14 protein-coding genes and 2 pseudogenes are annotated in these 14,786 nt (G+C 63.6%); 12 read left to right on the top strand and 4 right to left on the bottom strand.

Features of this window, described 5'->3' with window-relative positions; translation table 11 throughout:
- Nucleotides 1-9 precede the first annotated feature (9 nt).
- The gene (locus ACTGJ9_RS08655) at nucleotides 10-498 is read right to left on the bottom strand and encodes a hypothetical protein (RefSeq protein ID WP_456676717.1); all 489 of its coding nucleotides are present in this window, start codon (nucleotides 496-498) and stop codon (nucleotides 10-12) included.
- A 186-nt stretch (nucleotides 499-684) separates the two neighbouring features.
- Between ACTGJ9_RS08655 and ACTGJ9_RS08650 the strand changes: the two genes are divergently transcribed.
- Both ACTGJ9_RS08650 and ACTGJ9_RS08645 read left to right on the top strand, forming a co-directional pair.
- Complete coding sequence (locus ACTGJ9_RS08650) at nucleotides 685-960, top strand: PsiF family protein (RefSeq protein ID WP_456676716.1); 276 nt, start codon at nucleotides 685-687, stop codon at nucleotides 958-960.
- Nucleotides 961-1,060: 100 nt separating this feature from the next.
- Nucleotides 1,061-2,145: pseudogene (locus ACTGJ9_RS08645) on the top strand (AbrB family transcriptional regulator).
- Here the strand turns inward: ACTGJ9_RS08645 and ACTGJ9_RS08640 are convergent.
- Nucleotides 2,142-2,771 carry a pyridoxamine 5'-phosphate oxidase family protein gene (locus ACTGJ9_RS08640; RefSeq protein WP_456676715.1) on the bottom strand — a complete coding sequence of 210 codons (630 nt, stop codon included), beginning with the start codon at nucleotides 2,769-2,771 and terminating at the stop codon, nucleotides 2,142-2,144. The pseudogene ACTGJ9_RS08645 and the gene ACTGJ9_RS08640 sit on opposite strands and share 4 nt — an antisense overlap.
- Nucleotides 2,772-2,893: 122 nt before the next feature.
- Here ACTGJ9_RS08640 and ACTGJ9_RS08635 point away from each other — a divergent pair, with 122 nt between their 5' ends.
- Nucleotides 2,894-3,778, top strand: coding sequence for a LysR family transcriptional regulator (locus ACTGJ9_RS08635; protein WP_456676714.1), 885 nt, complete (start codon nucleotides 2,894-2,896; stop codon nucleotides 3,776-3,778).
- Here the strand turns inward: ACTGJ9_RS08635 and ACTGJ9_RS08630 are convergent.
- Nucleotides 3,735-4,190 carry a PaaI family thioesterase gene (locus ACTGJ9_RS08630; RefSeq protein WP_456676713.1) on the bottom strand — a complete coding sequence of 152 codons (456 nt, stop codon included), beginning with the start codon at nucleotides 4,188-4,190 and terminating at the stop codon, nucleotides 3,735-3,737. The genes ACTGJ9_RS08635 and ACTGJ9_RS08630 overlap by 44 nt on opposite strands.
- Before the next feature lie 222 nt (nucleotides 4,191-4,412).
- Entirely contained in the window at nucleotides 4,413-5,582 is a 1,170-nt protein-coding gene (gene pobA, locus ACTGJ9_RS08625; RefSeq protein ID WP_456676712.1) for a 4-hydroxybenzoate 3-monooxygenase, read from the bottom strand.
- Nucleotides 5,583-5,838: 256 nt separating this feature from the next.
- On the opposite strand from pobA, the pseudogene ACTGJ9_RS08620 reads away from it, so the two are divergent.
- The 9 genes and pseudogenes from ACTGJ9_RS08620 to ACTGJ9_RS08580 all read left to right on the top strand — a co-directional run bounded on the left by ACTGJ9_RS08620 (nucleotide 5,839) and on the right by ACTGJ9_RS08580 (nucleotide 14,749).
- Nucleotides 5,839-6,856, top strand: a pseudogene (locus tag ACTGJ9_RS08620) (TRAP transporter substrate-binding protein).
- A gap of 193 nt (nucleotides 6,857-7,049) precedes the next feature.
- Nucleotides 7,050-7,556 (top strand): TRAP transporter small permease, encoded by a 507-nt coding sequence (locus tag ACTGJ9_RS08615; protein ID WP_148751638.1) that lies wholly within the window; start codon nucleotides 7,050-7,052, stop codon nucleotides 7,554-7,556.
- A 2-nt stretch (nucleotides 7,557-7,558) separates the two neighbouring features.
- Nucleotides 7,559-8,878 (top strand): TRAP transporter large permease, encoded by a 1,320-nt coding sequence (locus ACTGJ9_RS08610; protein WP_456676711.1) that lies wholly within the window; start codon nucleotides 7,559-7,561, stop codon nucleotides 8,876-8,878.
- A gap of 11 nt (nucleotides 8,879-8,889) precedes the next feature.
- Nucleotides 8,890-9,351, top strand: a complete 462-nt coding sequence (locus ACTGJ9_RS08605) for a DUF3237 domain-containing protein (RefSeq protein ID WP_456676710.1) — start codon at nucleotides 8,890-8,892, stop codon at nucleotides 9,349-9,351.
- Between the two features lie 253 nt (nucleotides 9,352-9,604).
- Complete coding sequence (locus ACTGJ9_RS08600) at nucleotides 9,605-10,414, top strand: crotonase/enoyl-CoA hydratase family protein (protein ID WP_456676709.1); 810 nt, start codon at nucleotides 9,605-9,607, stop codon at nucleotides 10,412-10,414.
- The gene (locus ACTGJ9_RS08595; RefSeq protein WP_456676708.1) at nucleotides 10,411-12,294 is read left to right on the top strand and encodes a feruloyl-CoA synthase; all 1,884 of its coding nucleotides are present in this window, start codon (nucleotides 10,411-10,413) and stop codon (nucleotides 12,292-12,294) included. Before ACTGJ9_RS08600 ends, ACTGJ9_RS08595 begins: the two co-directional genes overlap by 4 nt.
- Before the next feature lie 22 nt (nucleotides 12,295-12,316).
- Nucleotides 12,317-13,078 carry an SDR family NAD(P)-dependent oxidoreductase gene (locus tag ACTGJ9_RS08590; protein ID WP_354084120.1) on the top strand — a complete coding sequence of 254 codons (762 nt, stop codon included), beginning with the start codon at nucleotides 12,317-12,319 and terminating at the stop codon, nucleotides 13,076-13,078.
- Between the two features lie 9 nt (nucleotides 13,079-13,087).
- Nucleotides 13,088-13,507, top strand: a complete 420-nt coding sequence (locus ACTGJ9_RS08585) for an acyl-CoA thioesterase (protein WP_456676707.1) — start codon at nucleotides 13,088-13,090, stop codon at nucleotides 13,505-13,507.
- 90 nt (nucleotides 13,508-13,597) lie between these two features.
- Nucleotides 13,598-14,749, top strand: coding sequence for an ABC transporter substrate-binding protein (locus tag ACTGJ9_RS08580; RefSeq protein ID WP_456676706.1), 1,152 nt, complete (start codon nucleotides 13,598-13,600; stop codon nucleotides 14,747-14,749).
- The last annotated feature ends 37 nt before the right edge of the window (nucleotides 14,750-14,786 follow it).

The raw sequence follows: 14,786 nt of genomic DNA, 5'->3' as shown, positions 1-14,786 counted from the left end.
CATCGAAGCTCAGGCGGCGCCCTTCAGCTTCTTGTTGCATTCGCTGTAATAGCCGCCGCCCTTCTCGATCCACTTCATGCCGCCATTGCCGTTGGTGGCCTTGTTGGCGTTGTACTGGTCGACGCAGGTATGGAGGCGAGCCTTGCCGGCGCTCTCCTTGGCGTACTTTGCATCGACCGCGTTCGGGAAGATCGCAGGGCCGGCCGGCAGGGTCGGCGCCGGAGCAGCAGCGGGGGCTGCCTCCTTCTTGGCCTGCTTCGGCTCGGCAGCAGGCGAAGGCGCGGCCGCGGTCGGCGCGGCAGCGGGCGTTGCATCGGCGCCGCACTGGGCCTTGCGGAAGTCATTCCACTTCATGGTGCCGAGTGAGCCGTCTTTCTTGGCGGCCTGATATTTCGCGCTGCACTCTTGCGAGGTCAACGCCTGAGCCGGCGCGCTCGCCACCAGCGCGGCAACGCCAGACACCGCAATCGCACACAACAATTTGGCTTGAATGGTCATCCTTGGTCTCCCTCAGGAAAGCAAAACGAGGACTGCTATCCTAGCGCGCCGGGGACGTCCGACAAGGAAGTGATGCTGCTTGGCGCTAAAATATAGTGATCGCGTCGTTCAGGGTTATTCATGTGGCGTTCAGCAAGGCGGGCCGACGTTCGCGCTCCTCCGCAACTCTCGCAAGAAGAGCCCATCATGACCCTCGCCTCCCGTCTCGCCGTCGTCGCGATCGCCTCCCTGTTCGCCACCGGCACTGCCTTCGCGCAGACCGCCGCGCCGGCCGCAAAGACCGATGCCGCCACCACCACCGACAAGAAGGCGCCGAAGGAGCATTCGGCCGAATCGCTCGAATGCTCCAAGCAGGCAGACGCCAAGGGCCTGCACGGCAAGGAGCGCAAGAAATTCCGCTCCGATTGCATCAAGACCGCCAAGGCCGGCGCTGCGCCCGCCCCTGCCGCCGACAAGAAGTAAATCCCTCAGAATCCTTCCCTCGCCTTTGGCGAGAGGCGCACGCATTGCGGCATGACGAGCCTGCAATTGTGCACCTCTCGCCGATTTGCGATAAGGCGGCGTGAAGCAAATCAGCGCCTCCCTGCCGTTCGAATGGCCGAGCCGTGCCAAGATCTTGAGCACTGCGGAGACGCTCGCCATCGGCGCCTCCGGCGGTCTGGCCTTCCTGGCCGCGGGCCTTCCGGGCGGGTTGATCTCGGGCTCGATGATCGCGGTCGGGATCGCCGCGATTGCCGGACGCCAGCTTTCGGTACCGCCGCTGCTGACCCAAACTGTGCTGGTGCTGCTCGGCATTTCGCTCGGCTCCGTGGTTTCGCGCCATTTGATCCAGCAGGTCAGCGCCTACCCGCTCACCATCGGGCTGTTGGCGCTCGCGACGTTCTGCTCGACCTTTGGTTCGAGCTATTACCTCCAGCGCATCCACGGCTGGGACCGCACCTCCGCCTTCCTCGCCGGCAGCCCCGGCGCGCTGTCACAGATCTCGATCTTGGCGGTCGAGCGTGGTGCCGACCTGCCGGGCATCGCGGTGGTGCAGACCATGCGCGTGATCATCCTGACCGCGGCCCTGCCGATGGTGCTGGCAATCGCGGGTGTTGCGCCCTCCGTCGCGCCGTCGCTGACGACGGCGATTGCCTCGCCGCTCGATCTTCTGGAGCTGGTCGCCGCCTCGCTGGCGGCATCGCTCCTGCTGCGGCTGATCAAGTTTCCGGCGAGCTGGATGTTTGGCGCGATGATCGCCTCCAGTGTCCTGCATGGCGCGGGCTGGGTCGAGGGCGGCCTGCCGAACTGGGTGCGCGGCGTCGCGCTGGTCGGCATCGGCGCGCTGATCGGCAGCCGTTTTGCCCGGATGCAGATCAAGACCCTCGCCGGCCACATCAACGCCGCGCTGGGCTCGTTCGCGGTGGCAGTCGCCGTCTCCGCCATCTTCGTCGGAATCGTTGCGCTCAGACGGAGGTGAAAATCTCCGATGTCGTCGTGGCCTACGCGCCGGGCGCGATGGACGCGATGCTGGCGCTGGCGCTGACGCTGCACATCGACCCGATCTTCGTCGGCGCCCATCACCTCTCGCGCTTCGTGTTCGTGACGATCGCAACGCCGGGGATCGTGCACCTGTTCGGCCGCACGCAGGACGACGTCGACGATTAGCTCTCTTCTACCTCCGCCTGCCCCTTCAGCGCCGCAACCTGCGCCTCGAGCTCCGCAATCCGCTGGTCCCGCGCAGCCAACGCCGCCGCCACATCCCCGGCATCGAACTTCTGCGGAATGTGCTGCGGACAGTTGGTATCCCAGGCCGCGATCTTGAACATGATCACCTGCTCGGGCCTGGCACGATAGCCCTTCGGCATCAGCGCGTCCGTCAGCGCAGCGTCGTCCTCGACCACCCGCGCCTCACCCCAGATCTTCACCCGGCGGCGATGCGCGTAGTCCATCACGAAAATGTAGGCCTTGGGATTCTCCGAGAGATTGCCTTGGGTCAAATATTGCTGGTTACCGGCATAGTCGGCGAAGGCGAGCGTCCGCTTGTCCAGCACCTTGAGAAGCCCCTTCGGGCCGCCGCGATGCTGGATATAGGGCTGGCCGTCGGCCGAGGCGGTGGCGAAATAGAAGCTGTTGGCATCGGCGAGGAAGGCCTCGAGGTTTTCGTCGACCTCGGTGCGCCAGCCGCGCTGCTCGGCGCGGCCATAGGCCTCCCGAGAGCCCTTGCGCGCCTGGATCGCCTTCACCGCGGGGGTGAAGGCGACGTCGCTGGCATAGGTATGGGCCGCACTCATCGGAACATCTCCTGAAATCCCGGCGCATCTCTGCGTCTTCTCGCGGCCAAGATGGCCCCTCCGGCCATCAAAACAATCGGACCTGTTGACACTTCATCGTTGCAGTCTATGCAATAATGCCCATGGACCGCCTGGAAGCCATGCATGTCTTCGTCACCGTCGCCGATCTGCGCGGCTTTGCGCCGGCCGCGCGCAAGCTGCGCCTGTCGCCGTCGGCGGTGACGCGGACGATCGCGGCGCTCGAGGATCATCTCGGCGCACGGTTGCTGCAGCGGACCACGCGGCAGGTGAGATTGACCGACGTCGGCACGCGTTATCTGGAACGCGCCCGACGGATTCTCGCCGACGTCGAGGAGGCCGACGGCTCCGCGCGGGAGGAGCGCAACCGCCCGAGCGGACGTCTCGTGGTGTCGGCCCCGGTTGGCTTCGGCCGGCTGCATGTCAGCCCGGTCATGACCGACTATCTCAAGCGCTATCCCGATGTCACCGGCGAACTCAGGCTCTCGGATAATCTCGTCAACCTGGTGGAAGATGCCGTCGACGCCGCGGTCCGGATCGGTCATCTCGCCGATTCCTCGCTGGTCGCGCGCCAGGTCGGCGAGATGCGGCGGATCGTGGTGGCCACGCCCGGCTACCTGAAGCGCCACGGCGAGCCGAGGACGCCGGAAGCCCTGCTGGAGCACCAGATCATCCTGTTCGGCCCTTCGATCGCGTGGCGCTTCCTGCGCGACGGCCAAGATTTCGAGGTGACGCCGTCTCCGCGCTTCATCAGCAACAGCGCCGACGCCGCCCTGCAATATGCCGAATCCGGCGGCGGCATCACGCGCGTGCTGGCCTATCAGGCCGCCGAGGGCCTGAAGCGTGGGCGGCTGAAGATCGTGCTGGCGAAATACGAGCAGCTCGCGCTGCCGATCCACATCGTCTACCCGACCTCGCGCCTGCTCTCGGCCAAGGTGCGCGCGTTCATCGATCTCGTGGTGGAGACGACGGAGTGGGGGTTTGGGTAGGCTTCGGCACCACGCGGAACGTCCCGCTGGCACGCGCGATCACAACGCCGTCGGCCTTGATCAGGCTCTGCGCGAAGCAGATCGTCTTGCCGGTCTTGATCACGTCGCTCTCGATCGAACACCACTGGCCGATCGCGGCCGAGCCGACAAAATCGATCGAGAGCGAGACCGTCACGAATGACGTCGTCCAGTTCGTCGTCTGCGCGCAGCTGTAGCCCATGGCGTTGTCGGCAAGCGCGGCGATGAGGCCGCCGTGGATCAGGCCACGACCGTTGGTGTGCGGCCTTGCCAGACGAAGGCCGATCATGACGGCTCTCTCAGCTTTCTTTGCGTAGATCGGCTCCCAGGGTTCGGTAAGCGGACTCTTGCGGGACAACGGCTCGAAGCCGTCGGGGATGGCGGTGTCGGTCATGCGTGCCTCGCGTCCGTTGGTCGGTTGCCGCCATTGAACGCGATGTAGATGACAGTTTCACCGCCTACAAAGTTTTAAACGAGATTTGCGCGAGTGTTTGAAATGGATGCTCCCGTCATTGCGAGGAGCTCTCGCGACGAAGCAATCCAGACTGTCACCGCGGAGAGTTTCTGGATTGCTTCGCTTCGCTCGCAATGACGGAGTATGAGGCCACAGGTTCGCCTAAAACGGCAACCCCACATAATTCTCCGACAACGACGTCATCGCGGCCTGCGATTGTGTGACGTAATCCAGTTCGGCAACCTGGATGCGCGCGCCGATGGTGCCGGTGTCGGGGAATTTGTGCAGCATCGAGGTCATCCACCAGGAGAAGCGCACCGCCTTCCAGACGCGCGCAAGCGCCTTGGCGGAATAAGCGTCGATGCCGGCGCTCGTTTTCTCGTCGTAGAACTCGCGGAAGGCGCTCCCGAGATAATGCGCATCGCTCGCGGCCAAATTCAGTCCCTTGGCGCCCGTCGGCGGCACGATGTGGGCGGCATCGCCGCACAAGAACATCCGGCCGAACCGCATCGGCTCGGCGACGAAGCTGCGCAACGGTGCGATGCTCTTCTCGATCGAGGGACCGGTGACGAGACTGTCGGCAGCCTTCTGGTCGAGCCGGCGCTTCAATTCGTCCCAGAAGCGATCGTCCGGCCATTGATCGACATGGTCGTCTAGCGAACACTGCAGGTAATGCCGGCTGCGCTTCATCGAGCGCATGGTGCAGAGCGCAAAGCCGCGGGCATGGTTGGAATAGATCAGCTCGTGGCTGACCGGCGGCGTCTCGGATAAGATGCCGAGCCAGCCGAATGGATAGACCCGCTCGAACTCCTCGATCGCCGAGGCCGGCACGCTGGCGCGACTGACGCCATGAAAGCCGTCGCAGCCGGCGATGAAGTCGCAATCGAGCGTGTGGGTGACGCCGTCCTTGGCCCAGGTTACGCGCGGGTGACCGCCGTCGAAATCGTGCGGCTGCACATCCTTGGCTTCGTAGACGGTGGTGAGGCCGGCGGCTTGCCGCGCATTCATCAGGTCGAGCGTGACCTCGGTCTGGCCATAGATCATGACCGTCTTGCCGGTCGCGCCCTTCATGTCGATGCGATGACGGCGGCCGTCGAAGGCGAGTTCGATACCTTCATGCACTAGGCCTTCCGCATGCGCCCGCGCGCCGGCGCCGATTTGGTCGAGCAGCCCGACCGTTCCCTCCTCCAGGAGGCCGGCGCGGATGCGGCCCAGCACGTAGTCCGGGCTCTGCCGCTCCAGAATGAGATTGTCGATGCCGTATTGATGCAGAAGTTGCCCAAGCAACAATCCTGCCGGCCCGGCCCCGATGATTGCGACTTTTGTCCGCAATACTTGCTCCTCCCGTTCCTGTAGGTTTTCGTGGCGGCTCGCTTGTCGCGGTGCTCCACGGGCGATAATTATATCATATAACGGTTGGGCAAAAGGGAGTGCGCGTCGCCGCTGACGGCGAAAAATCCATGCAACATGGCTGACGTAAGCGACGCGACGGCAGTTCCGGCTTGAACGTGCCGTCCAGTTAGATAACATGTTAATTAATGAGGCCGGGCCAGCGAAGCCCGCCGTCGAAAAGAGGGAGACACGACCGATGAGGAAAGCCTGTCTGGCTTTGCTGCTGGCAGCAAGCGTGACGCCTGCGTTCGCGCAGGACAAGACTTTTGACCTGAAGGTCTCGCATTGGGTGCCGGCGTCGCATCCGTTGCAAAAATCTCTGGAAGACTGGGTGGCCGCGGTGAACAAGGATTCCGGCGGCACCATCACGGGCAAGGTGTTTCCGGCCCAGCAGCTGGGCAAGGCCTTCGACCATTACGACATGGCCCGCGACGGCATTGCCGACGTAACTTACGTCAACCCCGGCTACCAGCCCGGCCGCTTTCCGATCGTCGGTGCCGGCGAATTACCGTTCCTGATCTCTGATGCCAAGGGCGGCTCGATGGGGCTCGACGCCTGGTACCGCAAATATGCCGAGAAGGAGATGAAGGACGTCAAATACTGCCTCGCCTTCGTCCACTCGCCCTCCTCCTTCCACTCCCGCACCAAGAAGATCGTGATGCCGGAGGACGTGAAGGGCATGAAGATCCGCCCGGCTCACGCCACCATGGCGAACTTCGTCACCGCACTCGGCGGCACCAACGTGCAGTCGTCGGCACCTGAAGTGCGCGACATCATCGAGCGCGGCGTCGCCGACGGCGTGACGTTCCCGTGGGGGTCGCTGGTGCTGTTCGGCATCGACAAGGTGACGAAGTACCATATGGAGGCCCCGCTCTACACGCACGACCTTCGTGTTCGTGATGAACAAGGACAAATACGACGCGATGTCCGACAAGCAGAAGGCCGCGATCGACAAGAACTGCTCGACCGAAATGGCAGGCGTTGTCGGCGAGCACTGGGGCAAGTTCGAGGATGCCGGTATCGACAAGGTGAAGGCGGAAGAAGGTCACGAGGTCTACAAGCTGACGCCCGAGCAGACCGCCGCCTGGAAGAAGGCGGCCGAGCCGCTGGTCAAGACATGGGGTGAGGGCGCCAAGAAGGCCGGCGTCGATCCCGACGCCGCTCTGGCGGATTTGAAGACCTCGCTGAAGAAATACAACGCGCTGGCGGAGTAGCACGTGTCGTCGCGGCGAGTTCCTATTCTCCCTCGCCCCGTTCTTACGGGGAGAGGGTGGGGTGAGGGGCTGCAACCGCAAGAATAGTGAGAGATGGACTCGCGGAGAGTTCTCCTCACCCGCACGCGGGGGAGAGGCGGAGTGCGCAGCGGGATCCGGCTCAAACAATGACGGCATCCGATAGGACACACCCATGAAGCGCTGGATGGATCGGGTCATCGACTCGATCGAATGGATCGCTGCCGCGTTCGTCGGCATCGTCGCGCTCGACATCTTCCTGTCGGTGCTGCTGCGCAACACGCTGAACTATTCGATTCCCGACAGTTTCGATATCGGCCGCATGCTGCTTGGCATCCTCATTTTCTGGGGCATCGCCGCGACCTCCTACCGCGGCACGCACATCACGGTCGACCTGGTCTGGGGCAATGTCGGCCCGCGCTATCAGCGCTGGATCGACGTGTTCGCGACGCTGGTGCTGCTGTTCGTGGTCACCGTTCAGACCTGGACATTGTTCGATAAGGTCCGCGGCACCTACAAGGACAACGTCCAGACCTTCGACATGCACATGCCGACATGGCCGTTCTTCGCGATCGCCTGGATCGGCGACGTTTCGGCCGTGCTGCTGATCGCGATCCGCACTTACCGATTGATCTTCCATCCCGAAGACATGCACGACCCCAAGCTGAAGGCGACGGAGTAATCATGAGCACCGATGCCGTTGCCGTTCTCGGTTTCGTTTCCCTGTTCGCGTTGATGCTGTTGCGCGTGCCCGTCGGCATGGCGATGGGCCTCGTCGGCGTCTCCGGCTTCTCCTATCTGGTCGGCGCAACGCCGGCGCTGAAGCTGGTCGGCCAAACCTCGATGCGCACGGTCACCGACTACACCTTTGGCGTCATCCCGATGTTTCTGCTGATGGGCTCCTTCGTGAGCAATTCCGGCATGAGCCGCGAGTTGTTCCGCGCCGCCAACGGTTTTGTCGGGCACTTGCGCGGCGGTCTCGGCATTGCCACCGTCGGCGCCTGCGGCGGCTTTGCCGCGATCTGCGGCTCGTCTGTCGCGACCGCCGCGACGTTCTCGGCGGTCGCCTACCCGGAGATGCGCCGCTTCGGGTATCCGCAATCCTTTGCGACCGGCGTGATCGCGGCCGGCGGCACGCTGGGTGCGATGCTGCCGCCCTCCACCGTGCTTGCGGTCTACGGCATCATCACCGAGCAGGACATCGGAAAACTCTTCATCGCCGGCATCATCCCGGGCCTGCTGGCGATGACGATGTACATGATCACGATCTTCCTGATCGGCTATTTCCGCCCCGACTTCCTGCCCAAGGGCAAGGTGCTGCCCTGGCGCGAACGCTTCGCCGGCCTGAAGGACATCTGGGCGCCGGTGCTGCTGTTCGTGTTCGTGATCGGCGGCCTTTACGGCCTGCCGTTCCTGCCGCGCTTCACCCCGACGGAAGCCGGCGGCGTCGGCGCCACCGGTGCTTTCATCATCGGCATCGTCACGGGACGGCTCGACCGTGAGAAAGTGCTGGCCTCGCTGCTGCAGGCGACGCGCACGGCAGCGGCCGTGTTCACGGTCCTGATCGGCGCGCTGATCTTCGGCTATTTCCTCACGGTGACGCAGACGCCGCAGAAGGTGACGGAGTTCCTCACCGGCCTGGGCTTAGGCCCCTATGGCGTGCTGGCTCTGATCATGTTGATGTATCTCGTGCTCGGCTGCCTGATGGATGCCATGGCGATGATCATCCTGACCGTGCCGATCATCTTCCCGGTCATCACGCATCTCGGCTTCGATCCGATCTGGTTCGGCGTCATCATCGTCATGACCGTCGAGCTCGGCCTGATCCATCCGCCGGTCGGCATGAACGTCTTTGTGATCAAAAGCGTGGTGAAGGACGTCTCCTTCTCCACCATCTTCAAGGGCGTGATCCCGTTCGTGGCGACCGACCTGGTGCGTCTGGTGATTTTGATCGCTTTCCCGTTGCTGGCGACCTGGTTGCCGACGCGCATGATGGCGCATTGAAGGGTGAAGCGATGACCACACCGACGCTCGAGACAAAATACGTCTTCACCATCGTCGCTGAAATCGGCGATGTCGTCACCGCCGGCGAGACCGGCATCGGGGTCCGCCGCATCATTCCGATCATCGGCGGCGAGGTGAACGGCGCGATCACGGGCAAGGTGTTGCCGTTCGGCGCGGACTTCCAGACCATCCGCCCCAACGAGCTGATCGATCTCGAAGCCAAATACGCCTTCGAGACCGATGACGGCGCAATCGTCTATGTCGAGAACAAGGGCATGCGCTTCGGCCCGGTCGACCTGCTGCAAAAGCTCAAGCGCGGCGAGCCGGTCGACCCCAAGCTGATCTATTTCCGCACAGTCCCGAAGTTCGAGACGGGGCACGAGAAGTATCGCTGGCTGATGGAGCACATCTTCGTCGCCTCAGCCGCGCGTCACGCGGACCGGGTGGTGATCGACGTGCATCAGGTGGTGTGAGTCAACGCCGCCTCGTCGTTGGGAGCGCAGCGAAGCAATCCAGCATCCCGCCGAGGAGACACTCTGGATTTACTTCGCTTCGCTCGCCATGACGGAGAGTATGGCGACAGCAGTGCGTCACAACACGCCCCCGCCCCCTGACCGCCGGATCAGACGCCATGCGAGTCAATACTCCGAGGCCATATCCCGCCACATCCCATATTGACTCCCCCCAAATTCGTTATACAACATAACTATTCTGATAAGGACGCAAATGGTACAGGGAAACGCCGAGACCGTTAACGCGGGCGCCTCCGGACTGCTTCAGATCGAGAGGGTGGACCGGGTTCTGACCGTGGGTCTGAACCGGCCGGCCAAGCGCAATGCGCTCAACGACGGCATCATCCTAGAAATCGGCGAATGCTTTGCGTCCCTGCCCGAGGACGTCGGCGCCGTCGTTATCCACGGCATCGGCGACCATTTCTCCTCCGGCCTCGACCTGTCCGAACTGCAAGATCACGACGCCACGGGCGGCCTGTTGCATTCGCAGATGTGGCACCGGGTGTTCGATCGCATCCAGTACAGCCGTGTGCCCGTGATCGCGGCCCTGAAGGGCGCGGTGATCGGCGGCGGGCTCGAGCTTGCCTGCTCCGCCCACATTCGCGTCGCCGAGCCCACAGCGTATTTTGCGCTGCCTGAGGGGCAGCGCGGTATCTTCGTCGGCGGCGGCGGCTCGGTGCGGCTGCCGCGGTTGATCGGCGTCGCGCGCATGATGGACATGATGCTAACCGGGCGGGTTTATAGCGCGACCGAGGGCGCGTCCTATGGCTTTGCGCAATATGTCACCGAAGCAGGTAACGGCCTCACCAAGGCGCTGGAGCTCGCGACCAAGATCGCGTCCAACGCACCGCTGACGAATTTCGCCGTGCTCCAGGCGCTGCCGATGATCGCGGAGGCCAATCCGCAGACCGGCCTGTTGATGGAATCGCTGATGGCCACCGTCGCGCAGAGCGACAAAGAGGCAAAACGCAGGATTCGCGAATTCCTCGAGCACAAGACCGCCAAGGTAAAGCCGAAGTCATGAATACGCAGCCGTCCTCTTCCAGCACAGAGCGCGGCGCGAGCAATTCTCCGCTGCGGCCGATCTCGTTCGGCGATCCCGCCGTCGACATCGAGCGTCGCGTCGATGGCACGATCTATTTGCGGCCGAAGCAACCGCTCGGCGATTATCCCGTCCGCATCACCGACCGCCTGCATCATTGGGCGACGACGACGCCGGACCGCGTGTTCATGGCGGAGCGCGACGGCGGCCGCGGCTGGCGCAAGATCACCTATGCCGAACTGCTCACGGCGAGCCGGCACATCGCCTCCGCGCTGATCCAGCGCGGTCTATCGGCCGAGCGGCCGGTCGTCATCCTCTCCGGCAATTCGATAGACCACGCGCTGCTGGCGTTCGGCGCGTTCTATGCGGGCATTCCATTCTGTCCGGTATCGCCGGCCTATTCGCTGGTCTCGAAGGATTACGGCAAGCTCTCTTATCTGATGAAGCTGCTGACGCCCGGCCTGGTTTTCGCCGAGGATGCCGACAAGTTTGCCGACGCGCTCGCCGCCAATGTTTCGCTCGGCACCGAAATCGCGGCGTCCTATGGCCACGTGCCAGGCCGCGACGTCACGCTGCTCGCCGACCTCATGGCAACGCCGGTCCGCAGCGACCTCGACGCGGTGCATGGCAAAATCGGTCCCGACACGATCGCAAAATTACTGCTGACGTCGGGCTCGACTGGCAATCCAAAGGCCGTCATCAACACCCAGCGCATGATCTGCGCCAACCAGGTGATGCTGCGCGAGACGCTTGCCTTCCTCAAGGACGAGCCGCCCGTCATCATCGACTGGCTGCCCTGGAACCACACCTTTGGCGGCAACCACAATATCGGGCTGACGCTCTACAATGGCGGCTCGATGTATCTCGACGCCGGCAAGCCGATGCCTGGTGGCATCGAGGAGACGGTGCGCAATCTCCAGGAGATTTCGCCGACGGTCTATTTCAACGTGCCCAAGGGCTACGAGTCGTTGCTGCCTTACTTACGCGACGACCAGGGGCTACGCGCAAAGTTCTTCGACCGGCTGCATGCGATGTTCTTCTCGGGTGCGGCGCTGTCGCCCTTCGTCTGGAACAGTCTCGACGAACTCGCGGTGAAGGAAAAAGGCTATCGCGTACCGATGCTGACCGGCCTAGGCGCAACCGAGACCGCGCCGTTCTTCATGTCGGTGAATCCGCGCACCAGCCGCTCCGGCCATGTCGGTCTTCCCGTGTCGGGCAACGACGCCAAGCTGGTGCCGAACAACGGCAAGATGGAGGTTCGTGCCAAGGGCCCGAACGTGATGCCCGGCTACTGGCGTCAGCCCGACATCACCGCAAAATCCTTCGACGAGGAAGGATTTTACAAGATGGGCGATGCGCTCAAGCCCGCCGATCCCGATGATCTCAACGCCGGCTTCGATTTCGACGGCCGCGTCAGCGAGGATTTCAAGCTCGCGAGCGGCACCTGGGTCAGCGTCGGTCCGCTGCGTGCGCGCTTCGTCGCCGCCTGCGCGCCGCTGGTGCGCGACGTCGTCATCGCCGGCATCAACCGCGACGAGGTCTCCGCGCTGGTGCTGCTCGATCTCGACGGTTGCCGGCTGATCAACCCGACGCTGCCGGCGGACGATCTCACCGTGACCGCCCGGGACCGGCTGGTGCGCGAAGCATTCCGCGAGCGACTGAACCAGTTTCTTGCCTCGGCCACCGGCTCCTCGACGCGGATCACGCGTGCGATCCTGCTGGACGCGCCACTGTCGATCGACAAGGGCGAGGTTACCGACAAGGGCTCGATCAACCAGCGCGCGGTGCTCGAGCATCGCGGAGCGCTGATCGAGGAGCTCTACGCTGCCAATCCATCCGACCGTGTGATATCGGTTCGCTAAGAAATCAATGAAGGAGAACGCCATGTTGTTAAAGGATCAGGCAGCGATCGTGACCGGCGGCGCATCGGGACTGGGCGCCGCCACCGCGCGAAAGCTGGCGGCGCAGGGCGCCAGGGTCGCGGTGTGCGATCTCAACACCAAGCTCGCGGAGACCGTTGCCGCCGAAATCAAGGGCGTGGCCGTGACCTGCGACGTCTCCGATGCCGCCTCCGCTGAAGCCGCGATCGCGCAGGCGACCAAGGCTCATGGCCCGGCCCGGGTGCTGGTCAACTGCGCCGGCATCGGCGTTGCGAAGCGCGTCGTCGGCCGTGACGGTCCGATGGCGCTCGCCGATTTCGACAAGGTGATCAAGGTCAACCTGATCGGCACTTTCAACATGTTGCGCCTCGCCGCGACGGAGATGTCCAAGCTCGAGCCGCAGGCGAGCGGCGAGCGCGGCGTCATCATCAACACGGCCTCGGTTGCCGCCTATGACGGCCAGATCGGCCAGTCGGCTTATTCGGCTTCCAAGGGCGGCATCGTCGGCATGACGCTGCCGATCGCGCGCGAGCTGGCCCAGTTCGGCGTTCGCGTGCTGACGATCGCGCCCGGCCTGTTCCTGACGCCGTTGCTGGCCAACCTGCCGCAGGAAGCCCAGGACTCGCTCGCCGCCGCGATCCCCTTCCCGCGCCGGCTCGGCCACGCCGACGAATTCGCCGCGCTCGCGCTGCACATGGTCGAGAACTCCTATCTCAACGGCGAGGTGGTGCGCCTCGACGGCTCGCTGCGCATGGCGCCGAAGTAAGAGCCCCGCATGTTCGTGAACCGGCGCGAGGTCCAGATCCAGTGGGGCGACTGCGACCCCGCCAATATCGTCTACTACCCGCGCTATTTCGCGATGTTCGACGATTCGACGTCGACCCTGTTCGAGGTCGCCGGGTTCTCCAAGCAGGATCTGGTCCGCAAATACGGCCTAGTGGGCATCCCCATGGTCGATACGCGGTCCAAGTTCTACATCCCCTCGACCTATGGCGACTGGATCACCATCGAGACGAAGATCGAGAGCATCAAGCGCTCGAGCTTCGAGGTGAAGCACAATGTCTATAAGGGCGAGGCACTTGCCATCGAAGGTTTTGAGACCCGCGTCCTGGTCGGCCGCGATCCCGTTAACCCCGACAAGCTGAAATCGGCACCGTTTCCGCCGGAAATGGTAGCGAAATTCACAGGGAGTTAGATCCGGAGCTAAATCGCCGCATCACCAAAAGACGGGGCTGAAATAGCCCCGAATTTCTGCTTTCAAACAAACACGAAAAGGGAGGAATAGATGAAACGCTTTTACCTGACAGCCGCCATCGCCGCGGGCGCGCTGGCGCTGCCGGCCCTGCCGGCGCTGGCCCAGACCAACGAAATCACCATCGGCATCACCACCACGACGACCGGTCCGGGCGCGGCGCTCGGCATTCCCGAGCGCAACGCGCTGGAATTCGTGCCGAAGGAGATCGGCGGCGTGCCGCTGAAGGTGATCGTGCTCGACGATGGTGGCGATCCGACCACCGCGACCACCAACGCCCGCCGCTTCGTCACCGAATCCAAGGCCGACGTCATCATGGGATCGGCGGTGACACCGCCGACGATTGCGGTTTCCAACGTCGCCAACGAAGCCGGCATTCCGCATTTCGGCCTGTCGCCCTTCCCGATCACGCCGGAACGCATGAAGTGGTCGGTGGCCATGCCGCAGCCGATTCCGATCATGGGCAAGGTGCTTTACGAGCACATGAGGTCCCACAACGTGAAGACGGTCGGCTATATCGGCTATTCCGACAGCTACGGCGACCTCTGGTTCAACGACCTCAAGGCCCAGGGCGTGCCGATGGGCCTGACCATTGCTGACGAGGAGCGCTTCGCGCGTCCCGACACGTCTGTGACAGGACAGGTGCTGAAGCTCGTCGCCGCAAATCCCGACGCGATCCTGATCGGCGCTTCCGGCACGGCCGCGGCATTGCCGCAAACCGAGCTGCGCGAGCGGGGCTATCAGGGCCTGATCTACCAAACGCACGGCGCTGCCAGCATGGATTTCATCCGGATCGCGGGCAAGGCTGCCGAAGGCGTGCTGATGGCATCGGGCCCGGTGATGGATCCCGAGGATCAGCCTGACAGCGCCCTCACCAAGAAGCCGGGCCTGGCGCTCAACACGGCCTATGAGGGCAAGTACGGCCCGAACAGCCGCAGCCAGTTCGCAGGGCACTCTTACGACGCCTTCGAGATCCTGAAGCGCGTCATTCCGGTGGCGCTGAAGACGGCCAAGCCGGGCACGCCGGAATTCCGCGAGGCGATCCGTCAGGCGCTCCTCTCGGAGCGGGAAATCGCGGCGAGCCAAGGCGTCTACAACTTCACCGAGAAGGATCGCTACGGCCTCGACGACCGCTCTCGCATCCTGCTCACGGTCAAGGACGGCAAATACTCGCTCGCGAAGTAAGCGGCGGGAAGCTTCGAGGACGATGAGAGCCGGTCCG

The sequence above is a fragment of the Bradyrhizobium sp. RDM12 genome, from assembly GCF_051917485.1.
In the GTDB taxonomy this organism is placed as follows: domain Bacteria; phylum Pseudomonadota; class Alphaproteobacteria; order Rhizobiales; family Xanthobacteraceae; genus Bradyrhizobium.
Note: the sequence above shows the minus strand (reverse complement) of the source record. Positions and strands in the feature narration are given on the sequence as shown.